The 20,713-nt window shown below is 71.9% G+C and carries 21 protein-coding genes; 10 read left to right on the forward strand and 11 right to left on the reverse strand.

Annotated elements, in window-relative coordinates:
* Positions 1-14: 14 nt before the first annotated feature.
* Positions 15-968, forward strand: a complete 954-nt coding sequence (locus ABZ860_RS00645; RefSeq protein WP_357213042.1) for a WYL domain-containing protein — start codon at positions 15-17, stop codon at positions 966-968.
* A 10-nt stretch (positions 969-978) separates the two neighbouring features.
* Here ABZ860_RS00645 and ABZ860_RS00650 read toward each other — a convergent pair whose 3' ends face one another.
* Positions 979-1,500 carry a helix-turn-helix domain-containing protein gene (locus tag ABZ860_RS00650; RefSeq protein ID WP_357213045.1) on the reverse strand — a complete coding sequence of 174 codons (522 nt, stop codon included), beginning with the start codon at positions 1,498-1,500 and terminating at the stop codon, positions 979-981.
* A gap of 82 nt (positions 1,501-1,582) precedes the next feature.
* Here ABZ860_RS00650 and ABZ860_RS00655 point away from each other — a divergent pair, with 82 nt between their 5' ends.
* Together ABZ860_RS00655 and ABZ860_RS00660 are read left to right on the forward strand one after the other, a co-directional pair.
* Entirely contained in the window at positions 1,583-1,924 is a 342-nt protein-coding gene (locus tag ABZ860_RS00655) for a hypothetical protein (RefSeq protein WP_357213047.1), read from the forward strand.
* A 13-nt stretch (positions 1,925-1,937) separates the two neighbouring features.
* Positions 1,938-2,882, forward strand: coding sequence for an alpha/beta fold hydrolase (locus ABZ860_RS00660; protein WP_357213050.1), 945 nt, complete (start codon positions 1,938-1,940; stop codon positions 2,880-2,882).
* A gap of 40 nt (positions 2,883-2,922) precedes the next feature.
* Here the strand turns inward: ABZ860_RS00660 and ABZ860_RS00665 are convergent, their stop codons facing one another.
* A complete protein-coding gene (locus ABZ860_RS00665; RefSeq protein WP_357213052.1) occupies positions 2,923-3,768 on the reverse strand; it encodes a PIG-L family deacetylase in 846 nt (281 codons plus the stop codon).
* A gap of 80 nt (positions 3,769-3,848) precedes the next feature.
* On the opposite strand from ABZ860_RS00665, the gene ABZ860_RS00670 reads away from it, so the two are divergent.
* Positions 3,849-4,322, forward strand: coding sequence for a hypothetical protein (locus ABZ860_RS00670; protein ID WP_357213055.1), 474 nt, complete (start codon positions 3,849-3,851; stop codon positions 4,320-4,322).
* Here the strand turns inward: ABZ860_RS00670 and ABZ860_RS00675 are convergent.
* Complete coding sequence (locus ABZ860_RS00675) at positions 4,319-5,518, reverse strand: MFS transporter (protein WP_357213058.1); 1,200 nt, start codon at positions 5,516-5,518, stop codon at positions 4,319-4,321. The two genes, ABZ860_RS00670 and ABZ860_RS00675, sit on opposite strands and share 4 nt — an antisense overlap.
* A 148-nt stretch (positions 5,519-5,666) precedes the next feature.
* Here ABZ860_RS00675 and ABZ860_RS00680 point away from each other — a divergent pair, with 148 nt between their 5' ends.
* Complete coding sequence (locus tag ABZ860_RS00680; protein WP_357213060.1) at positions 5,667-6,374, forward strand: alpha/beta hydrolase; 708 nt, start codon at positions 5,667-5,669, stop codon at positions 6,372-6,374.
* Positions 6,375-6,381: 7 nt separating this feature from the next.
* Here the strand turns inward: ABZ860_RS00680 and ABZ860_RS00685 are convergent, their stop codons facing one another.
* Positions 6,382-7,332, reverse strand: a complete 951-nt coding sequence (locus ABZ860_RS00685; protein ID WP_357213063.1) for a sigma-70 family RNA polymerase sigma factor — start codon at positions 7,330-7,332, stop codon at positions 6,382-6,384.
* 127 nt (positions 7,333-7,459) lie between these two features.
* Between ABZ860_RS00685 and ABZ860_RS00690 the strand changes: the two genes are divergently transcribed.
* The gene (locus ABZ860_RS00690) at positions 7,460-8,878 is read left to right on the forward strand and encodes an MFS transporter (protein ID WP_357213066.1); all 1,419 of its coding nucleotides are present in this window, start codon (positions 7,460-7,462) and stop codon (positions 8,876-8,878) included.
* 90 nt (positions 8,879-8,968) lie between these two features.
* On the opposite strand, the gene ABZ860_RS00695 is transcribed toward ABZ860_RS00690, so the two are convergent.
* Both ABZ860_RS00695 and ABZ860_RS00700 read right to left on the reverse strand, forming a co-directional pair.
* Entirely contained in the window at positions 8,969-10,291 is a 1,323-nt protein-coding gene (locus ABZ860_RS00695) for a hypothetical protein (RefSeq protein ID WP_357213069.1), read from the reverse strand.
* Positions 10,288-10,845 carry a SigE family RNA polymerase sigma factor gene (locus ABZ860_RS00700; protein WP_357213072.1) on the reverse strand — a complete coding sequence of 186 codons (558 nt, stop codon included), beginning with the start codon at positions 10,843-10,845 and terminating at the stop codon, positions 10,288-10,290. The genes ABZ860_RS00695 and ABZ860_RS00700 overlap by 4 nt, the downstream gene beginning before the upstream one ends.
* 41 nt (positions 10,846-10,886) lie before the next feature.
* Here ABZ860_RS00700 and ABZ860_RS00705 point away from each other — a divergent pair, with 41 nt between their 5' ends.
* From ABZ860_RS00705 to ABZ860_RS00715, 3 genes are all read left to right on the forward strand, one after another.
* Positions 10,887-11,312 carry a nuclear transport factor 2 family protein gene (locus ABZ860_RS00705; protein WP_357213075.1) on the forward strand — a complete coding sequence of 142 codons (426 nt, stop codon included), beginning with the start codon at positions 10,887-10,889 and terminating at the stop codon, positions 11,310-11,312.
* A 110-nt stretch (positions 11,313-11,422) separates the two neighbouring features.
* The gene (locus ABZ860_RS00710; protein WP_357213077.1) at positions 11,423-12,268 is read left to right on the forward strand and encodes an MBL fold metallo-hydrolase; all 846 of its coding nucleotides are present in this window, start codon (positions 11,423-11,425) and stop codon (positions 12,266-12,268) included.
* Between the two features lie 167 nt (positions 12,269-12,435).
* The gene (locus tag ABZ860_RS00715) at positions 12,436-13,665 is read left to right on the forward strand and encodes a family 16 glycosylhydrolase (protein ID WP_357213080.1); all 1,230 of its coding nucleotides are present in this window, start codon (positions 12,436-12,438) and stop codon (positions 13,663-13,665) included.
* Between the two features lie 52 nt (positions 13,666-13,717).
* Here the strand turns inward: ABZ860_RS00715 and ABZ860_RS00720 are convergent, their stop codons facing one another.
* The 4 genes from ABZ860_RS00720 to ABZ860_RS00735 all read right to left on the reverse strand — a co-directional run bounded on the left by ABZ860_RS00720 (position 13,718) and on the right by ABZ860_RS00735 (position 17,325).
* Complete coding sequence (locus ABZ860_RS00720) at positions 13,718-14,836, reverse strand: MFS transporter (RefSeq protein ID WP_357214685.1); 1,119 nt, start codon at positions 14,834-14,836, stop codon at positions 13,718-13,720.
* A gap of 92 nt (positions 14,837-14,928) precedes the next feature.
* Positions 14,929-16,035, reverse strand: coding sequence for a hypothetical protein (locus ABZ860_RS00725; protein WP_357213083.1), 1,107 nt, complete (start codon positions 16,033-16,035; stop codon positions 14,929-14,931).
* A gap of 123 nt (positions 16,036-16,158) precedes the next feature.
* Complete coding sequence (locus tag ABZ860_RS00730) at positions 16,159-17,034, reverse strand: NUDIX domain-containing protein (protein WP_357213086.1); 876 nt, start codon at positions 17,032-17,034, stop codon at positions 16,159-16,161.
* 39 nt (positions 17,035-17,073) lie between these two features.
* Positions 17,074-17,325 (reverse strand): hypothetical protein, encoded by a 252-nt coding sequence (locus ABZ860_RS00735; RefSeq protein ID WP_357213089.1) that lies wholly within the window; start codon positions 17,323-17,325, stop codon positions 17,074-17,076.
* 734 nt (positions 17,326-18,059) lie between these two features.
* On the opposite strand from ABZ860_RS00735, the gene ABZ860_RS00740 reads away from it, so the two are divergent.
* Positions 18,060-19,688, forward strand: coding sequence for a cellulose-binding domain-containing protein (locus ABZ860_RS00740; protein ID WP_357213092.1), 1,629 nt, complete (start codon positions 18,060-18,062; stop codon positions 19,686-19,688).
* 92 nt (positions 19,689-19,780) lie between these two features.
* On the opposite strand, the gene ABZ860_RS00745 is transcribed toward ABZ860_RS00740, so the two are convergent.
* The gene (locus ABZ860_RS00745) at positions 19,781-20,626 is read right to left on the reverse strand and encodes a M15 family metallopeptidase (RefSeq protein WP_357213095.1); all 846 of its coding nucleotides are present in this window, start codon (positions 20,624-20,626) and stop codon (positions 19,781-19,783) included.
* Positions 20,627-20,713: the final 87 nt, after the last annotated feature.

Genomic DNA, 20,713 nt, shown 5'->3' on the forward strand with positions numbered 1-20,713 from the left:
TGACGGGTTGCCGAATGACGCACGACCAGAGCCCGACCGCGCGGGCGCTCCTGCTCCTCGAACTGGTCCAGAGCAGCCCCGGCATCACGGCGGAACGGCTGGCGGGCCGGCTCGGCGTCTCCGAGCGGGCCGCCCGGCGATACGTCGGCATCCTGCGTGAGGCCGGCATCCCGATCGAGTCGGAACGCGGCCCCTACGGGGGATACCGCGTCGGCCGTGGGCTCCGGCTGCCTCCCCTGATGTTCACGCAGGCCGAGGCGCTCGGGCTGGTCATGGCCGTGCTGGACGGCCGCCATGACTCGGCGGACCCGGCCGATTCCGTGGGCGGCGCGCTCGGCAAGATCCTGCGGGTGCTTCCCGAGGAGGTCGCCGGGCCGGCCGCGGCGGTGCGGAGCCTGAGCACGAGACACCCCGAGCCCGGGGCCAGGACTCCCAGCCCGGAGACCACCGCCGTCCTCGTGCAGGCCTGCGCCGGGCGCCGCCGGTTGCGGGTCGGCTATCGCATCCGCCCCGGAGACGAGCGGGTCATGGAGATCGACCCGTGGGCTCTCGTCGTACGCCGTGGCCGGTGGTATCTCCTGTGCTGGTCGCACACGAAGAACGCCCGCCGGGTGCTGCGGGTGGACAAGGTGGCGGGCGTCGAGGTTCTCGACGTTCCGGCCGTCCCTCCGGCCGATCTCGACCCGGCGGAGATGCTGGAAGACCATTTGTCGGCGGGGTGGCGGCACCAGGTGGAGGTCGTCGTCGACGCGCCGGCCGAGGCCGTGGCCGAGTGGATCCCGCGCAGTCTGGGCCGACGCGAGCCGATCGACGCGACCAGCACGCGCCTGGTGGGCAGCACGGACGAACCGGACTGGTACGTCCGGCAGCTCACGGCGATCCGGGCGCCCTTCCGCATCGTCGGGTCACGCGAACTGCGGGAGGCCGCCGAGGCCCTGGGGCGCCGTCTCCTCCAGGCGGGAGCGTGACGCCGGCGTTTCAGGTCGGCATGACGATGGTGGACAGGATGCGCCGGGTGCGGCCCGGCGCGGGCTGGTTGGCGAGCCGCGCACCGAGCACTTCTCGCAGGTCGCGCAGGAGGTCCAGGAACTCCTCGTCGCTGAGATACATGGCGGCCTGCCGGAATCCCACGCCGTCGCGGCCGAGGTCGACGTCCTCGCGCGTGAGGTAGCGGTCGAAGTTGGCCAGCAGCGACGCGACGAACGTCATGAACGCCTGACGGTGCTCCTCCACGCCCAGCCCGGCCGCCTCCTCGGCACTGACGTTCGCGTTGGCCGTACGCAGCCGGTAGGTGCGTTCGAAGGTGCCCCGCACCTTGCGCTCCGCCGCGATCTCGAGAACCTCGCCCTCGACCAGCGCCGCGACCTGCCGATAAAGGGTCGCGGGCGGCACGTCGGGAAGCTCCGCGCGCAGGTCGGCCGTCGTCAGCATCCGCTCGCCCAGGAGCGCCTGGACGATGCGCAGCCGGATCGGGTGCAGCAGCAGCTCGGCCGTTGTCATGGCCTTACGTTCTCACATTTGACATCATTCTCATAATCGAGAACAATCGGCCTCACCACAGCGACGACAAGCGAGGAACGCCATGAGCACCGTGACCATCACCCCCGACGCCGTCGAAATCCGACTCACCGCCGCGGAGAAGGCCGCCGCTCTGCGCGCCGACCTACGCGTTCCGCGCTCGGTGGTCCGGTCGGCCGAGATCGTGGACGACGCGCTCGGCGCGGCCCGGGGCGTGCGCACCGGCCTCGGCGTGCCCGGATGGCGCAAGCTCGGCACCTGGCACAGCCGGTCGGGCAGGGAGTTCGTCGACGTGCGCCACGGCCGGCCGGCGGTGCGGATCCACCTCGACGGGCACGGCTACTCCTCGCTGCTGCTCAGCGTGGACGACCCGCAGGCCGTGGTCGCCACCCTCTCCGGCGCCTGAGACGACCGGCACGATGCGCGACATCGACCTCGCCTTCACCTCGGGCGGTGAGCGGCTCGCCGGCACGCTGACCCTGCCCGACGGCGACGGGCCCTTCCCGGCGGTGCTGCTGGTCCCGGGCTCGGGACCGGTCGACCGCGACTCCGACCATCGGCGCCTCCCCCTCGGCGTGACCCGTCAGCTGGCCGAGGCGTTCGCGGCCGCCGGGATCGCGTCGCTCCGCTACGACAAGCGGGGAGTGGGGGCCAGCACCGGTGGCTTCCTGACGACCGGGTTCCGCGACAACATGGACGACGCCGCAGCCGCGCTGGCCGCGCTGCGCCGGCGTCCGGAGATCGACCCCGGCCGCACGGCGCCGGTCGGGCACAGCGAGGGCGCCCTGATCGCGACGAACCTCGCGGCCCGCGACCCAGCGGTGGCGGCGGTCGTGCTGCTGGCCGGCACCGCCAGGAGCGGGGCGGAGACGCTGCGCTGGCAGGCCGCTCGCCTCGCGCCGACCATGCCGGCGTTCGTCCGCGCCGTGCTGCGCCTCACCCGCACCGACCTGGTCGCCAAGGTGACCAAGAACCACGAGCGCATCCGCCGTACGACGACCGACGTCGCCCGCATCGGCGGGGTCCGGGTGAACGCCCGGTGGACCCGCGAGTTCCTCGACTACGATCCCGCGGCCGATCTCGCCCGGATCCAGGCGCCGGTGCTGGCCGTCACGGGAGACAAGGACCTCCAGGTGAACCCGGAGGATCTGGCCCGCATGGCGGAGCTGGTGCCTGGACCGATCGAGACCCACGTGATCCCCGATCTCAGCCACATCCTGCGCAGGCAGCCCGGACCGCCGTCGCTGCGCGCCTACCGGAGTGAGGCGCGCGAGCCGATCGACGCGCAGGTCACGGAGCTCGTCACCGGCTGGCTCGCGCGAACGCTGCCGGCCCCGGCACGAGACGGCGTGCCGAACCCATGACGCCGGCCACATCCAAGGCCGGCGGGCTCCGGACGCGGCTTCAGCGCAGGCCGGCGAACAGGTCGTCTTCCTGGTCGGGCGCGGCCACCCGGGACGTCGTACGGATGAAGTACTCGCGGGAGAAGGCCTGGTGCTGGGCCTCCGGCGGCATCCTCAGGAAGGGGATGTTCTCGCCCTGGCTCGCGTGGGCCTGCAGGGCCTTCAGCTTGTTCTCCACATAGGGCGAGACGTCCACGACGCTGGTGATGAGCTCGTCCGGCGTGCCGAAGTCCTCGGGGAGCTCGAAGTCGTCCGGGGTCATGCCGTTCGCCCGCATGGACTCGAACATCTGCCGGATGCCCTCACGCGGCACGGCGGTGTAGTAGAACTTGTCCGGAATGCCGGTCTTCTCGGCCGCCGCGACCGCGATGCGGTGGGCCTGGATGTGGTCGGGGTGCCCGTAGTTGCCGTTCTCGTCGTAGGTGACGACCACCTGCGGGCGGTAGCGCTCCATCAGCGCGGCGAGCTTGGCGGCGGCCGTCTCGACCGGGACGTTCGCGAACGCGCCGGGGTGGCCGTTGCCGTCCCAGCCGTCCATGCCGGAGTCGCGGTAGCCCAGCAGCTCCACGTGATCGATGCCGAGGTGGGCGACCGACTCGCGCAACTCGGCCAGCCGCCGCTCGGCGACCGCGGCGTCGTCGTGGCCGGGCTCACCCGGCTTCACGCCGCCGGGGCCGTCCCCCTGCTCGCCGTTGGTGCACGTCACCAGAACCGTACGGATCCCTTCGGCGGTGTACCTCGCGAGGATCCCGCCGGTGCTGATCACCTCGTCGTCGGGGTGCGCGTGCACGGCCATCAGGGTGAGCTCTCGGTCCATTCCGTCCCCCGGGGTGTCGTTTACCGTCACCCGGACGACCCTATATCGCCCGTTGATCCTCGCGCGGGCGTGCGTCGTTTGAGGTGGCCCGGCCCGGTTAGGCGACCGCTATGGGGATTTATCGGGACATGGCGGCGGGAGTGGTCGCGGGAGCGGCCGGGACGACCGTGCTCAACGCGATCACCTACCTGGACATGGCGGTGCGCGCCCGGCCGGCGAGCTCGCTGCCGGAGCAGGCGGCCGGCGCGGTCAGCGAGCGCCTCCACGTCGACCTCGGCGAGGATGAGGACGCCCGCAACCGGGAGCAGGGGCTCGGGCCGATGCTCGGCATCCTCACCGGTGTCGGTGTGGGCCTGGCCTACGGCCTGTTCCGCCACGCCGTACGGCGGAGGGTCAGCCTCCCGGCCGCGGCGACCGGGGTGGGCGTGGCCGCCGCGGTCGCGGGCAGCGCGCCGATGACCGCCCTCGGGCTGACCGACCCGCGGGAGTGGGGCGTGGCCGGCTGGATGTCCGACCTGGTGCCCCACCTCGGGTACGGCCTCGCCACGGTCGCCGCGTTCGAACTGGCCAGGAGCCGCCGTTAGGAGGCGGTGCGGGGGGCCGGGTCCATGCGGCCCACCACCAGCCACCAGAAGAGCAGTTGCAGCAGGGCGAGCGCCACGGCGAAGGGCGGCAGCGTCCAGACCCCGACGCCCTGCGCGATCGCCCCGGCCAGCCACGGGAACACCGCGCCGCCGACCACCGACACTCCGTTCAGCAGTCCGATCGCCGTGGGCACCAGCCGCGTCACGGTGAGCCGCGGCGCGACGGCCATCGTCGTGGGGAAGATCGGCCCGAGCCAGAAGCCGAGCAGCACGAAGCTCACGCTGGCCATCACGCCGCCCGGCGCGATCCACGCCAGGACCGAGCTGACGGTGATGCCGGCCAGGCAGACGAAGGTCATCCCGGTCGCGGTCATGCCGAGCCTGGTGGCCGCCGGGCTGATCAGGAAGCGTCCGAGGGCGAGCCCGAGCCAGTATCCGGAGACGGTGTATCCGGCCAGCAGGCTGCCCTGCCCGTGCTCGTCGACCAGGAACGTGAACCCCCAGTTGCCCACGCTGATCTCCAGGCCGACGTAGACGGCCAGGAACACCGCGCCCAGCAGGACGGCGGGCTGCCGCGACGCGGTGGCCAGCAGGCCCGGACGCTCCGCCTGCTCCTCGGCCGACACGGGCGGCGGGGCCTCGCGGGCGGGCAGGGTCAGGTGGAAGCCGGCCAGCAGCGGCACGCACACCAGGGCCAGGACCAGCCACACGGCCGTCCACGGCAGGAAGGTCAGGATCCAGGTGGCCAGCAGTGGCCCGAGCAGCGCGCCGACGCCGAAGAACGCGTGCAGGCGGTTGAGCAGCGTGGTCGCCCCTGGCAGGTCGGTGAGGTAGGCGTTGAGCACCGATTCGAGGATGCCGGTGCCATATCCGGCCAGGATCTGGACCGCCACGAAGGCCAGGAACGGAGGGCGTACGGACGAGTAGAGGGCGGCCAGCACGAATGTGCCGCCGCCGAGAACGAGCGAGGCCCGGGTGCCGAAGCGGTGGATCAGCAGGCCGGCGGTCGACCCGGCCAGCATGAACCCGGCCGAGAAGGTGAAGAACTGCGTGCCGACCGTGGCCTTGTCGAGGCCGTAGTCGTCGATCTGCGCCGGCAGCAGCACCCCGCCCACGCCGGCGCTCAGGCCGACGAGGATGAAGGTGACGTAGGAGAGGGCGACCGGCGCCCACAGTCCACGCCGCAGTGCGGACACCTGACCTCCCGCGGTACGAGCAGCCTCCGGCCACCCGGTATGCGGGATCGGCCGTATCCGTGATCAACGGTGATCCCGTTTTCCGGCGTCATGGTACTTGGTGTCCCTAGTGCTCCCATAGGGGTTTATCGGGGGATATCGTCGCAATGTGACGGATCATGCGATGGTTCAGGCCAACGGCGTCGGGATCGCGTACCGGACGTACGGCCCGGACGGCGCCCCGCCGCTGATCCTCCTGCACGGTCTGGGCGAGGGCCTGGCCGGCTGGGACGGCGTGGCCGGCGCGCTGGCCGCCCACCGGCACGTGTACGCCCTGGACCTGCGCGGCCACGGTGCCAGCGACTGGCCGGGAGACTACGGCCTGGAACCGATGCGCGACGACGTCCTCGCCTTCCTCGACGCGCTGTCGCTCGACCCGGTGGACGTGATCGGGCACTCGATGGGCGGCGTCGTGGCCTACCTGCTCGCCGCCGAGCGGCCGGACCGGGTCCGGACGCTGGTCCTGGAGGACGTGCCGCTCCCGGTGCCGCGTGACCCGCCCCCGCTCGTACGGCCGGAGGGGCCGCTGTCGTTCGACTGGGCCATGGTGGAGGCGATCAGGCCGCAGATCGACCATCCCGATCCGGCCTGGCTGGAGCGGCTTGGCCGGATCGCCGCACGCACGCTCGTGATCGGCGGCGGGCCGGACAGCCACATCCCTCAGGACCGGGTCGCCGAGCTGGCCCGCCGCATCCCCGGCGCCGCTCACGTCACGATCCCGGCCGGGCACCTGGTGCACGAGAACGCCCCCGACGCCTTCGTCCGCGAGGTCGCGGCCTTCCTCGGCCAGAGCGAGGCCGCGGCCTTCCTCGGCTAGAGCACTACTAGGCCGTGGGCGGCAGCGAGAAGACGGCGAACAGGGCGGGGTCGCCGAACACGACGTTCCGCGCGATGCCGCCCTCGGCGATCGTGAGCACCTGGAGCGAGTGGGCCCGGAAGACGCCGTCGCCGCCGTCCAGGTAGGCCGCGAGCGCCGGCTGCCCGTTGGCCCGCGTGGGGACCATCCGCCAGGGGCCCCGGGTGGCGCAGACCCAGCGGATGAAGCGGCCGAACATCTCCCGCCCGGAGAACCACGACAGGAACGGCGGCATCTCCAGGACGGCGTCCTCGCGCAGCAGCCGCTCCAGGGCCACGACGTCGGCCTTCTCGAACGCCGCGACGTACCGGTCGAGCAGGTCGCGGCAGGCCGGGTCGTCCGGCTCGGCCAGGTCGTCCTCGGCGGGGGCCACCCGGGCGAGCTGGGCGCGGGCGCGCTGCAGGGCGCTGTTGACCGCGGCGACCGAGGTCTCCAGCAGGTCGGCGACCTCGCTCGCCCGCCAGGCCAGCACCTCGCGCAGGATGAGCACCGCCCGCTGCCGCGGCGGCAGGTGCTGCAGGGCCGCGACGAACGCGAGCCGGATCCCGCCCCGCGACGCGACGACCGCGGCGGGGTCCACCAGGGCGTCGGGGACGGGCTCCAGCCAGGTCACCTCCGGCAGCCGCCGTTGCGGTCCCGCCTCCGGGTCGTCGTCCGGGCCGGTGAGGCCGGACGGCAGGGCCCTGCGCCCGCGCTGTTCGAGTGCCGTGAGGCAGGCGTTCGTCGCGATGCGGTAGAGCCAGGTGCGCGGCGAGGCCCGCCGCTCGTCGTAGTCGCCGGACGCCCGCCACGCCCGCAGCATGACCTCCTGCAGCAGGTCCTCGGCGTCGTGCACCGAGCCCAGCATCCGGTAGCAGTGCGTCATCAGCTCACGCCGGTAGGGCCCGGTGATCCGCTCGAACTCCTCGTCACTCCACATGTGTTCTCCCGCGTCGCCTCGCCGTCACCGGTATCTACCGCGTCGCCGCCCCGAACTCATCGGTCGCCGATGAGTTGTCCGCCCGGCCCCGGTACGTACCGGCGAACCCACTGCGGAAGGACAAGAAGTGACACTCAGCCATACCGTCCGCCCCGCCCCGGCCCGCGCCGGGCGGCCCTGGCCGATGCTGGCGGTGCTGCTCGCCGGCCAGTTCATGGGACTGCTGGACCTCTACATCGTCAACGTGGCGATCCCCAGGATCGGCGCCGACCTGGGGGCGTCCGGGGCCGCCCTGCAACTGGTCGTCGGCGGCTACATCATCGCGTACGCGACCCTGCTGATCACCGGCGCCCGGCTCGGCGAGCTGTACGGCAGGCGCAGGATGTACGTGATCGGGGTCGCCGGCTTCACCGCGGGCTCACTGCTGTGCGGGCTCGCGCCGGACGCCGGGACGCTGATCGCCTTCAGGTTCGTCCAGGGGGCCGCGGCGGCGGTGATGGTCCCGCAGATCATGAGCGTGATCCAGACCAGGTTCACCGGCAGGGCCAGGGCGACGGCGCTCAGCGCGTACACCGCGGTGCTCTCGGCCGGTTCGGTCGTCGGGCTGGCGCTGGGCGGGGTGCTGGTCGGCGCCGACGTGGCCGGCACCGGCTGGCGGCCGGTGTTCCTCGTGAACGTCCCCGTGGGCGTCCTGCTGACGCTCGCGGTGCCCCGGCTGGTGCCGCAGGACGCGCCGTCGGACCGGCCGCGCGGATCGCGCCGGCTCGACCTTCGGGGCCTCGTGCTCGCGCTGCCCGCCACGCTGCTGGTCGTGCTTCCGCTCGTGCTGGGCCGGGAGGCCGGCTGGCCCGCCTGGACGTACGCCTCGATCGCCGCGGGGGTCGCGCTCGCCGCCGTGTTCGTCGTGACGCAGCGCCGTACGGCGGCCCGGGGCGGCGACCCGCTGCTGAACCTGGACGTGCTGCGCGCGACCGGCATGCCGTCGGGCCTGACGACGCTGATCGCGCTGATGGTCGCCTACGGCGGCTTCCTGTTCACCTTCGCGGTGCACCTGCAGGGCGTTCTCGCGGAGAGCCCGCTGCGTGCCGGGCTCACGTTCCTGCCCATGGCGGCGGCGTTCGGGCTGGGCAGCTTCTACTGGCGCGCGCTGCCGGGGCGGATCCACCACCTGCTGCCACCGGCCGGGCTGGTGCTCAACGTCCTCGGCACGTCGGCACTGGCCGTCTCGGTGACCGGTGGCCCCGTGATGTGGGCCGCGCTGGTCGTGTACGGCGCGGGGCTGGGGGTCTCGACCAGCCTGCTCACCCACGCCCTGGTGCACGTGCCGCCCGCCCGCGCCGCCGACGCGAGCGGCCTGCTCACGACGGCCATGCAGTTCGGGCAGCTCACCGGTGTGGCGGTGTTCGGCGCGGTGTTCCTCGCCCTGGCCGACCCGCCGCGGCCGGAGGCCATGGGCGCGACCGCCTGGTGGCTGGCGCTGGCCGCGGCCGCCGGAGCGGCGGGCGCGGTCGCCCTGGCCCGCGCCGCACGGCCCCGGCCCGCGTGACCCGAGGCCACACGGACCCGAGGCACGCGGGCGCCGAGGCACGCGGGCTTCGTGGGATCGGCGCCGGAGCACGGCGCCGATCCCACCGGCTCACTCCGCCGGGACCGCGGCGAGGTTGAGCACGGTGAACGTGTCCCCGGGTTGGGTGGGCGTCACGGCGCAGGCCTGCTCGCCGTCCCGGCAGACCTTCCGGGACTTCAGCGGCAGGGAGTTCCAGTAGAACACCGAGGGCGGCGAGGACGAGATGCCCTGGCCGTACGAACTGGTCTTACCGTCCTCGTCGGCCGCCGCGACCAGGGCGGCTCGCCCGGTGGAGATGTCGTACATCTCGCGGCCGACCATCACGAACCGGCCGCCGAAGATGTGCTGATCGGACATGCCGCCGGACAGTTCACGGGTGACGGAGCCGTCGAGGCGCTGGGCCACGAGGTGCTCGCCGGACCGGCCGACGCACCACTCCACGGCGCAGCGCAGCCGGTGGACCCCGGCGGCGGCGGTGACCGGGCGGCGCTCGCCGGTCTCCAGATTCACCAGCAGACGCTGGTTGCGGTCCGAGGTGTCCGCGGCGTACACGCCGACGTGGACGTCGGCGGCCCAGGGCCAGGCCAGCAGCCACATGCCGTCGGTGTCCGGCATCTTCTCGGCCTCGCCGCCGCCGATCGGGATGCGGTAGACGCCGCCGGAACGCGGCGACCACACCACGTGGTCGGCGCTGACGCCGATCGTCTCCACCTCGGAGAGGGCCCCTGTGACCTCTCCGACGCGGACCGCCGGGCCGCCCTGGATCGGTGCGACCCAGAAGTCCGCCCACTTGTCGTCGGTGTTGGGCCGCGTGCCGTACCAGGCGACGTGACCGGAGCCGGCCTCGACGCTCTGCTCGTAGTAGCCCTTGCCCTGCGGGACCATCTCGGTCAGCACGCGGCTTGTGTTGTTCGCCAGGTCGTAGATCTCCACGCGGCCGGCCTTCTCGAACGACGACTCCGCCGTCACGAGGATCTCGGTCGGGCTCAGCGCGGTCACCGGGCGGTACGCGGACCCGTCGGCGGCCTTCTTCGGCAGCGTGAACACCGCCTCCGGCCACACCTCGCGCGCCGGCTTCACCGGTCCCGTGCTCGTGGCTGTGGCTGTGGCGGTGGCCGTGGTCGTGGCGGTGGCCGTGACCGTGCTCTCGGCGGTGGCCGTGCTCGTCGCGGAGGGCCGGTTCCCGACGGCCGTCGCCACGTGGCCGCCCCTGACCACGGCGGTGCCGCCGACGGCGACCGCGACGACGCCGGCCGCCGCCAGCGCCGTACGGTAGCGCTGCCGCGTCCGCCGCCTGCGGCGCTCGCCCAGCCCCGCCAGGAGGTCCGCCGGGTCGGGCGCGTCGTCCGCGGCCCGGCGCAGCACCGCCGCCAGATCCCGCTCGCTTCTCATACTTCCTCCATCTGGCTCGTACGGCGCCGCACACGCAGCTTGCCGAGAGCGCGGGCGGCCTGGCTGCGCACCGTCCCCTCGGAGATGCCGAGGATCCGGGCGATCCGCGCGTCGGGCAGGTCCTCGTAGTAGCGCAGCACCAGCACCGCCCGCTGTTTCGGGGGCAGGCCGGCGACCTCGGCCCACAGCCCGGAGTCGCCGTCCAGGCGCACGTCCGTGTAGGCGGCCTCGGGCGCGTCGGCCACAAGGCGTTCGCGCCGCCGTCGCCGCCACCAGCTGATGTGCTGACGGGCCATGATCGTGCGGACGTACCCCTCGGGGTCGTCCTTGCGCACCACGCGGCGCCAGCTGTCGCCGAGGCGCAGCAGCGCCTCCTGCACGAGGTCCGCCGCGTCGTCCGCGTCGCCGGTCAGCACGTACGCGTAGCGGTACAGCGCTCCGCCGCGCGCCCGGACGAAATCGTCGAAGGTGTCGTCCACGATTCCAGGGACGCCGCAGGCGCTTCGCGCGTTGCATCCGGCGGTGTTGCGTCTCCTGCGGACGGCCTTTGCCATGGCGGCGTTACGGTGGGTGTACGCCCTGGGGGTGATCCGCCATGCCTGACGGCCGACAGCTCGCGGACCGCGTGCTGGACGCGGTGAACGCTCATGACCTGGACCGGCTGTCGGGGTGCTACGACCGGCACGCCGTCCTGACCACCCCCTTGGGCGTGTGCGAGGGGCGCGAGCAGATCGTCCGATACTGGGAGAGCCTGTTCAGAGGTTTCGCCGACATCGCTATGACGGCCTGGAACAGGGTGGAGTGCGCCGACCCCGGCTTCAGCGAGTGGACGATGACGGGCACGCACACCGGGTCCTTCCCGCTGGCGGACGGCGCTGTCGCGGGCGCGAGCGGCCGGCGGATCACCGTGCGCGGCTGCGGGGCGTGTCACGCGAAGAACGGCCTCGTGGTCGCCCACCGGGACTATTTCGACCTGCTGGAGCTGTACTCCCAGCTCGGGTTCTCACTCGTCGCCGGCTAGTGCCCTCCCGCCGATCTTCGGCCCGTGGGCGGCACTGGTAACCGCCCCCCGCTTTCGGGTGATTTGTGGTGGTTTACGTAGCCTGAAAGTCTGGGGAGAGGGGAGGCGTCATGCCCGATCCAGCGGACGCGACCGTGTTCTTCGTGGGAAACGCCACCATGATCATCCGTTCTCACGGGTTCACTGTGCTGACGGATCCGAACTTCCTGCACCGGGGGCAGCGTGCCCATCTCGGCTGGGGGCTGAGCACGCGCCGCCGCACCGAGCCGGCGATGGAGATCTCGCAGCTTCCGCCCCTGGACCTGGTCGTGCTGTCGCACATGCACGGCGACCACTGGGACAGGATCGCCAGGAACGGCCTCGACAAGGACGTGCCGATCGTCACCACCCGCCATGCGGCGGCCCGGCTGCGCCGCCAGGGATTCGACCACGCCGTCGGCCTGGAACCCTGGGAGTACCACCACGAGCGCCACGGCGACGGCACGCTGACGGTGACCGCCACGCCCGCCCGGCATGCGCCCGGCCCGGCGAACGGGCTGATGCCGCCGGTCATGGGGAGCGTGCTCGACTTCGCCCACGCCGGCGAGGTGGACCTGCGCCTGCACATCAGCGGCGACACGATCATGGACGAGTGCCTGTCGGAGATCCCGCGCCGCTTCCCCGACATCGACGTCGGCATCGTGCACCTCGGCGGCACGCGGATCCTCGGCGTCACGGTGACCATGGACGGCGCCCAGGGGGTGGAGTGGCTCAGGCTGATGCAGCCGGAGTCGGCCCTGCCCGTCCACTACGACGACTACGAGGCGTTCGCCTCCCCGCTCAAGGACTTCCAGCAGCACGTCAGGCGTGCGGGGCTGTCGCACCTGGTCCACTACCTCATGCGCGGCGAGACCTACCGCCTGCCCGTACGGCAGGCCGGCGTACGCCCGCACCGCCCGGTCATCGGGCCCGGCTGACAGGTGCAAGTAAGGCCTATTGACAGCCCGCGCCATAAGGGTGTTGCATCTTAATTCAAGCTCTAAAGCTTGACCGAAGCGCTGGACACGCCGGCGCGCGCCCTCGCTCACGGCGGCGGCGCGGGCCGCAGATCCTGCTGGCATCCCCCCACCAACCGGAGATCTCCATGCGCAAACCCCGGCTCCTCATCATGGCCGCGGCCATGGTCGTCGCGCTCACCGGCGGCCTGGTCGCCGGCACGGGCGCCGACCGCGCCGAAGCCGCAATCGGCCCCGTCACCTGGTCGGACGAGTTCAACGCCGCCGCGGGAACGCCCGTCGACGGCTCCAAGTGGAAGTTCGACATCGGCGGCGGCGGCTGGGGCAACAACGAGCTGGAGTACTACACCAACTCGACCAGCAACGTGTACCACGACGGGCAGGGACACCTCGCCATCACCGCCCGGCGGGAGAACCCGGCCAACTACCAGTGCCACTACGGCACCTGCCAGTACACCTCCGGCCGCATCCTGACCGCCGACAAGTTCAGCCAGGCGTACGGCCGCTTCGAGGCGAGCATCAAGATTCCCAAGGGCCAGGGCATCTGGCCGGCGTTCTGGATGCTCGGCGGCGGCAACTGGCCGAACACCGGCGAGATCGACATCATGGAGAACGTCGGCAAGACGCCCAACACGGTCTACGGCACCGTGCACGGCCCCGGCTACTCCGGCGGCAGCGGCGTCGGCGGCAGCCGGACGATCGGCGCGCCGCTCGGCGACGCCTTCCACACCTACCGCGTCGACTGGTCGCCCAACCTCATCGTCTGGTACCTGGACGGCTCGGAGTACTTCCGCGTCACTCCGGCCGACATCCGCGGAAACCAGTGGGTCTTCGACCACCCGTTCTTCCTGATCCTGAACGTCGCGGTCGGCGGCTACTGGCCGGGCAACCCCGACTCCACGACCTCGTTCCCGCAGACGATGCTGATCGACTGGGTCCGCGTGTCCGCGTGGACCAGCGACGGGGGAGGCGGGACCGGCAGCGCGCTGAAGTCCAACCTGAACGGCCGCTGCATCGACATCCCGGGCGCGAACCCCGTCGACGGCGCCCGGCTGCAGATGTACGACTGCAACGGCACCGCCGCCCAGCAGTGGACGATCAACGGCGACGGCACGGTCCGCGCGATGGGCAAGTGCATGGACGCGGCGGCGGCCGGCACCGCCAACGGCACGCCGATCCAGCTCTACACCTGCAACGGCACGGGCGCCCAGCGCTTCACGCTCACCTCGGCCGGCGACCTCGTCAACACCGCGGCCAACCGATGTGTGGACATCGTGGACGTGAACCCCGCCAACGGCGCACGCCTCCAACTGTGGGACTGCACCGGCGGGGCCAACCAGAAGTGGACCCGCGGCTGACCGCGTGACCGGGGTGGGAGGCCGGGCGTCGTCCGGCCTCCCACCTGGCCGGTCACTCCCGGCGTACGGCGAAGGCGATCACCAGGTAGGGCAGGGCCGCGACCGCGAAGAGCGGCCCGGGGCCGGTCCACACCGACCCGGCGGCGTAACCGCCGTAGACCGCCAGGGCGACGACCTCGATGCCGACCCCGGCCATCGACGTGACCGTGGCCCGGGCGCCGTCGGAGATCCCCTCCTGGAGCCGCGCGTCAAGCACCGCCGTCGCCCAGTGGAACAGGCCGTAGGCCGCGGCCACCAGGGTGAGCGCCTCGGGGTGGCGCGCCGCCGCCCCGGCGGCCCCGGCCGCCATGCAGACGGCGGCCAGCACCAGGGCGGGGGCGAGGGCGCCCTGGCCCCGCCCGGCGAACCATCCGCCGATCATGCCGCCCGCGCTCACCAGCAGCACGAGCAGGGGAATCCGGCCGGCGGTCACCCCGGTCGACTCCGCGAGCAGGGGGACGTACTCGTCCATCACCCCCGCCACCGACATCGCCGAAAGGACCACGATCGCGCGGCGGACCGCCGGACCCCGGCGCACCTGGGCCAGGCCCTCGCGCAGGACGCCGAAGTATCCGCCGGTGACGCCGGACCGGTCGCGGTCGCCGCGCGATTCGGGGAACGACAGCCCCACGGCGGCCCCGAGCAGCGTCACGAACACGCTGGCCAGGCCCGCCGCGCGCATGCCGCCCACGGCGAGCACGGGAGACGCCAGCGCGGTCGCGGCCATCACCGCCGTCGTGCCGAGGGCGGCCGAGCGCCCGATGAGCGCCGGGTAGCGCTCGGCCGCGCCCCGCCGGTCGAGTTCCTCGTACACGAGGGCCTGGACGGTGCCGGAGCGCAGGGAGCCCCCGGCGCCCCACAGCACGAAGCCCAGCGCGAACGACCAGTAGGAGGGGACGAACGTCCACAGGGCATACCCCGTGCCCGTCAGAAGGGGCGCGACGGCGAGCAGCCGACGCCGTGAGACGAGGTCGGCCCACACCCCGGACGGGACCTCCAGCACGAAGCCGGTGACCGACCAGATCACGAACAGCGACGAGATCTGGGCGGGCGAGAGCCCGTTCTCGGCGAACAGCAGGGCGTACACCGGATAGAGGACGATGAAGTCCTCGAGGAACGCGTAGCCGTACAGGCGGGCCGCGAGGGCCCGTTCAGGTGAGCGTCAATGTCGCCATTTCACACGCGCACCCTACGTGCCCGCCGATCTTTCCGCATCATATTTCTTCACGGGCTCACGGCCAGGAGCAGGAAGGCGGCGCACAGTGTGAGATGGACGCTCGCCTGCAGGAGGCCGGCCCGGCCGGGCACCACGGTAAGCGTCGCCGCGACGACCGTCAGGGCGAGCAGCACGATGTGGGTCGGCCCGAGGCCGAGCAGCAGCGGCCCCTTCAGCCACAGCGACGCCACGGCGATCGTCGGGATGGTGAGCCCGATGCTGGCCATGGCCGAGCCGAAGGCGAGGTTCATGCTGACCTGGACCCGGGCGCGCCGGGCCGCGCGTACGGCGGCGAGGGTCTCCGGCAGCAGCACCAGCAGCGCGATCGCGACGCCCACCGCGGACTGGGGGAGGCTCGCCGCGCGTACGGCCGCCTCGATGGCAGGAGACTCGATCTTCGCCAGGCCGACCACCGCGATCAGCGCGCTCAGCAGCAGCGCCAGGCTGGCGACGGCGGCGCGCGTCGTCGGCGGGTCGGCGTGCTCGGCGACGTCCGCGTCCTGGCCGCCGGGTTCCACCGGCAGGAAGTAGTCGCGGTGCCGCACGGCCTGGGTGAGCACGAAGAGGCCGTACAACGCGATCGAGGCGAGGGCGGCGAACGCGAGCTGGGCCGGGGTGAAGGCGGGCCCCGGCCTGCTCGTGGTGAACGTCGGCAGGACGAGACTCAGCGTGGCCAGCGTGGCGACGGTGGCCAGCGCGCCTCCCGTCCCCTCCGCGTTGAAGACCGCCACCCGCCGGCGCAGCGCCGCGACCAGCAAAGACAGGCCGACGATCCCGTTGCACGTGATCATCACGGCGGCGAACACCGTGTCGCGGGCGAGCGACGACGCGGCCGGGCCTCCGGACGCGGTGAGGCTGATGATCAGCGCCACCTCGATCACCGTGACCGCCACGGCGAGCACGAGCGATCCGAACGGCTCTCCCACGCGATGGGCGATGACCTCGGCGTGGTGCACGGCCGCGAGCACGGAAGCCGCGAGGAAGACCGCCGCGATCACCACGACGACGGGGGGAATGCTCCGGCCCCACGCCAGCGCGAGCACTGCCACGGCGAGGATCGGAACGATCACGGTCCAGGTGGCCAGTCGGCGGAGGAGCAGGATCACATGCTTCATCCTGCCCAAATAGGACTAACGGTATAGAAAGCCCCGAATTCGGAGCTGGTTGAGCAGTCGGTACGGGTCGGGGCTGCCTGAGTAGCCGACGTGGGTCGGAGCCGCCTGAGCGGCCGGCGTGGGTCAGAGCTGCTTGAGCAGCCAGCGAGGACCGGCGACCAGGGCGCCGAGGGCGGTCACCCGCTCGCGCAGCCCGCGGTCGGCGGTGACGACGAGGGCGGTCTCCCAGGGCCGCACGTCGCGCACCGCCTCCACGATCGCGTCGTCTCCGCTACCCGCGGCCACCATGACCGTCAGGTCCCCGGTCACCGGCCCGGGGTCGGCGGCGCCGGCCGCCGCACCTTCGAGCACCGCGACCATGCGCGGGAACCATCGGGTCAGGGCGGGCACCCCTTCCGGCATCTCGCCGAGGCCCTGCCCGCAGAGCGGGACCAGCTCGTTGAGCAGGCGGTTCGCGGCGCCCGCGCGGTCCTTCCACCAGCCGTGCTCGGCCCGCGCGCCGATGATGTTGGCCATGTCGAGGACGACGACCACCGGGCTCAGCGCGGGCCGGATCCTCGGCCACGAGTCGGCGAAGCCCGGATGCAGTTCCTTCGACGCCACCTCGTCGGCCGCCACCCAGCGCATGTCCGCGCTCTCGCCGTTGGCGGGCGCGGCGTCGAGCAGGCCCTCGGCATCGGCGATCACCGTCTCGAACGACCAGCCGCCGTGGTCGTCGACGTAGAGCCCGCGCACCCGGACGAGACCGGGGTCCAGCGCCGCCTCCTCCCGGGCCTCGCGCAGCGCGCCGGTGATGGCGTCCTCGTGACTGTCGCGCGCGCCGCCCGGCAGCCCCCACGTCCCGCCGTGATGGCTCCACCAGGCGCGCTTCTGCATCAGTACGTACGGCATGCCGTCGAGTGTGTGGTGCACGGTGAGCAGGCCGGCGGCGCCGTACAGTCCCCAGTGCTGGTGCCCCAGCGCGCACAGGGCCCAGCCGTCGCCGTCCTTCGCCGTCATGCACCCATCTTGCCGCAGCCTGCCGGCGCGCTCTGATGGTCACCAGTGTTCGAGGGGAACCTCCACCCCGGCGACCAGGTCGAAGAGGGTCACGCCGTCCTCGATGCGGACGACCTGGATCTGTGTCGCGAAGCGTACGTCTCTAAGGCGCGTGGCGGCTTCGTGGGCGGCGTGCGGGAAGTGGTAACGATCCGCCGCGCCGCCGTCCGGGATGGGCCGGGTCGAGCGGACCTCGAACCGGTCCGGCGGCCATGTGGGGGGAAGGGGAGCGGAGTGCTGCCAACCGGACATGTCTCTCCCGTCAGCCGTCTTCACAGCAGTTGACCCGTGGAGCCCGGTTGATCGCCAGTGCGTGATGGCCTCGTAGGCCGATCGTTATTAACCGGTAAGCGATCCTTTCCGACCCGGAGTCCGAAGCCCGTTAGCGTTTGAGCCCTCACTCGTGATTCCCCCTTTGTCTGGAGAATCAGGAGATGTCATATCTGGAGAGACGCCCGCTTCCTGCGGCCGGAGGAGCGGGCGTTGTCCTCCCTTTTCTCTCCGCTTTCTCGCGCCGTTCCCGGTGCGGGTGGTGGTGGCTGTTGCCCGATCGCCGTCTCCCGCGGCTTCGGATGTCTCCCTGCCGGTGTACGGCACCGGCAGGGACGCCGCCCTGACGGGGTTGTGCGGGATGGCGCCCGCGGTCCGGCGGGATGGCGCCCGCAGTCCGGCCGGGCAAGGTATTCGACGGCAGCCGCCCGGCGAACGCCGAGTCCACCGGCGGCTGTCGCTCTGTTTCCGAGTTCTCGCCTGAACGTTTCACTCGATCCCGGGTCTCGTTCGTCGTCTCCGGCAGTCCTTGTGCAAGTGAGAGCCGTCGTACGCGAAAAGCCGCCGCGGCGCGTCGTTGACCGGCGATCGATCGGCTCGTAGCTTGATGCGCGATGTTCCTGTAGATGAACGTAGTTCAGGTGCATGAAAACCCTTGTGGGGCCAGGAGTGATTCCTCGGTCAGGGGCCCTGCACGACCTGCAAGGAGCTCGGGTTTGAAAAGCAGAACCAGAACGGGTGCCGGGGTGATCAGCGTCCTCGCCGGAGTCGCCGCCCTGGCCGGCGTGGCCACTGCCGGAACGGCGCAGGCCGCGACCGGGTGCGCCGTGACCTACACGACCAGCGACTGGCCGGGTGGGTTCACCGCCGCCATCACGATCCAGAATCTGGGCAGCGCGATCAACGGCTGGACCCTCGATTTCACCTTCCCGAACAGCAGCCAGAAGGTGGACACCGGGTGGTCGGCCACCTACAGCCAGAGCGGTCAGAACGTCACGGCCAGGAACGTGGACTACAACGCCGCCATCGCCACCGGCGCGTCGGTGTCCATCGGGTTCAACGGCAGCTGGTCGGGGTCCAACCCCACGCCGGCCTCGTTCACCTTGAACGGCGTCACCTGCACCGGCTCCACCACGACCTCGTCCCCCACGCCGACCGCCAGCCCCACGCGCTCGCCCTCGCCGTCACCCTCGCCCACGCGCTCGCCCTCGCCTTCCCCCAGCCCCACACGCTCGCCGTCGCCCTCGCCCACACCGTCGAGTGGTGCGGTGTACGTGTCGCCGAACGGCAGAGACGGCGCGGCGGGGACGCAGTCGGACCCCACGACCCTCACGTCGGCGATCACCCGCGTCGCCCCCGGCGGGACGATCTACCTGCGCGGCGGGCGGTACGACTTCGCGCAGACGGTCACCATCGCGCCGGGCAACAACGGCACCTCGAGCGCACGCAAGACCCTGTCCGCCTACCCGGGTGAGACTCCGGTGCTGAACTTCTCGGCCCAGAGCGAGTCCTCCTCGAACCGCGGGCTCACCGTGAACGGCTCGTACTGGCATGTGTACGGCATCGTCGTCGAGCGTGCCGGCGACAACGGGATCTACGTCGGCGGCAGCAACAACATCATCGAACGCACGGTGACGCGGTTCAACCGCGACACCGGGCTGCAGCTCGGGCGGATCGCCTCCGACACCCCCCGCGACCAGTGGCCGTCCAACAACCTCATCCTCAGCGCGGAGTCGCACGACAACGCCGACTCCGACGGCGAGGACGCCGACGGCTTCGCCGCCAAGCTCACCACCGGCACAGGCAACGTCTTCCGCTACGACGTGTCCCACAACAACATCGACGACGGCTGGGACCTCTACACCAAGACGGACACGGGAGCCATCGGCCCGGTCACCATCGAGGACTCCCTGTCGTACAACAACGGCACCCTCACGGACGGCAGCCAGGCCGGCAACGGCGACCGCAACGGCTACAAGCTCGGCGGCGACAGCATTCCCGTCAACCACGTCGTCCGGCGCAACATCGCTTACCGCAACGGCCACCACGGTTTCACCTACAACAGCAACCCCGGCACGATGTCGATTTCGGACAACCTCGGCATCGACAACAGCGAGCGCAACTTCTCCTTCGACGCCGGCACCTCGGTGTTCCGCGGCAACACCTCCTGCCGCAGCGGCAGCGGGTCCAACGACAAGATCGTCGGCAACGCGGACAGCTCCAACCAGTTCTGGTCCGGCTCGAACGGATCCCGGTGCTCCTCCTACACCGGCGCCCTGGGCTGGTCCTACGCCTCGGACGGCCACCTCGTCGTGACCTTCGGCGGCAGGCCGGTCACGCCGTAACCGGCCGTCTCCTCACCCCGCGTGCGCTCCCCGGCGGACTCACCCCTCCCAGGGTCCCCGCCGGGGAGCCGGCGGAGTGATCGGCCCCGGTCTCAGCGGCCGTTCACCGAGAAGTGCTGGTAGTCCTTGGCGCCCGACCAGGAGCCGCCCCAGCCCCAGCCGATCTGCTCGAAGGCCCGCACCACGCGGTCTCCGCTGTTGATCACGCCGGGCTTCTTGAGCGGCCGGTCCACGAACGCGTCCGCGTTGCGGTGGGCGTGGGAGCCGTCCGCGTAGACGTACGGGTTCTCCCGCGGGTTGATGTCCACCGCCAGTCCGTACGCGTGGTTGGACCAGCTGCCGGAGCCGGTGGCGGTGCGGCAGTTGAAGGCCGAGGTGTTGTCGGCGTCGATGGAGTCGGAGTCGCTGCCCTTGTAGACGTCGACGGGCTCCATCCGGCGGATGGGGTAGCGCATGTCGTAGAGCTTCCCGAAGACGGAGGCCACGTCGTCGGCCACCTTCTTGTTGACCACGAGTGTGCCGGTGTGCGCCTGGTCGTCGAAGCCCCAGTAGGTCATGGTGATCTTGCGCAGCCCGCTCAGCGGAACCGGGCAGCCCGGACGCCAGGAGTGCCGGACGTCGTCGCGGGACACCTTCTCGATCTTCGCGGAGAAGGGGGGTGGTCCGCTCGGGCTCGGCGTGGGCCCGTCGCCGGGCACGGGCGACACCGGCACGGACGAGGGTGTGGCGGGCGACGGGGTGGCGGAGACGGAGGAGGCCGGCGCGGCGGAGGGAGCGGCAGGCGTGGACGAGCCCGGTGCCGGCGCCGCCGGGGCGGGCGCGGTCACCCGGGTCCGGGCCGTGGCGGACGCGCCGGCGTCGCCGACCCCGGCGCAGCCGGTCATCCCGACGAGAGCCGCCATCACTACCGCTGACCTGCGGTTCCACAAGGAGGTCATAGGCGCAGGTTACCCGCGGCCGAGGCGTGCGCAGGCGGTCGCCCACGCTCCTGTGGACAACGGGGCTCCTGTGGACAGAGCCCCGGC

Source organism: Microbispora sp. NPDC046973 (assembly GCF_040644495.1).
Lineage (GTDB): Bacteria > Actinomycetota > Actinomycetes > Streptosporangiales > Streptosporangiaceae > Microbispora.

Coding starts and splice junctions, on each gene's coding strand:
- ABZ860_RS00705 (WP_357213075.1), top strand. CDS start 10,887: ATGCCTGACGGCCGACAGCTCGCGGACCGCGTGCTGGACGCGGTGAAC.
- ABZ860_RS00735 (WP_357213089.1), bottom strand. CDS start 17,325: ATGTCCGGTTGGCAGCACTCCGCTCCCCTTCCCCCCACATGGCCGCCG.
- ABZ860_RS00655 (WP_357213047.1), top strand. CDS start 1,583: ATGAGCACCGTGACCATCACCCCCGACGCCGTCGAAATCCGACTCACC.
- ABZ860_RS00710 (WP_357213077.1), top strand. CDS start 11,423: ATGCCCGATCCAGCGGACGCGACCGTGTTCTTCGTGGGAAACGCCACC.
- ABZ860_RS00660 (WP_357213050.1), top strand. CDS start 1,938: ATGCGCGACATCGACCTCGCCTTCACCTCGGGCGGTGAGCGGCTCGCC.
- ABZ860_RS00670 (WP_357213055.1), top strand. CDS start 3,849: ATGGGGATTTATCGGGACATGGCGGCGGGAGTGGTCGCGGGAGCGGCC.
- ABZ860_RS00700 (WP_357213072.1), bottom strand. CDS start 10,845: ATGGCAAAGGCCGTCCGCAGGAGACGCAACACCGCCGGATGCAACGCG.
- ABZ860_RS00730 (WP_357213086.1), bottom strand. CDS start 17,034: ATGACGGCGAAGGACGGCGACGGCTGGGCCCTGTGCGCGCTGGGGCAC.
- ABZ860_RS00685 (WP_357213063.1), bottom strand. CDS start 7,332: ATGTGGAGTGACGAGGAGTTCGAGCGGATCACCGGGCCCTACCGGCGT.
- ABZ860_RS00645 (WP_357213042.1), top strand. CDS start 15: ATGACGCACGACCAGAGCCCGACCGCGCGGGCGCTCCTGCTCCTCGAA.
- ABZ860_RS00695 (WP_357213069.1), bottom strand. CDS start 10,291: ATGAGAAGCGAGCGGGATCTGGCGGCGGTGCTGCGCCGGGCCGCGGAC.
- ABZ860_RS00745 (WP_357213095.1), bottom strand. CDS start 20,626: ATGACCTCCTTGTGGAACCGCAGGTCAGCGGTAGTGATGGCGGCTCTC.
- ABZ860_RS00715 (WP_357213080.1), top strand. CDS start 12,436: ATGCGCAAACCCCGGCTCCTCATCATGGCCGCGGCCATGGTCGTCGCG.
- ABZ860_RS00650 (WP_357213045.1), bottom strand. CDS start 1,500: ATGACAACGGCCGAGCTGCTGCTGCACCCGATCCGGCTGCGCATCGTC.
- ABZ860_RS00725 (WP_357213083.1), bottom strand. CDS start 16,035: ATGAAGCATGTGATCCTGCTCCTCCGCCGACTGGCCACCTGGACCGTG.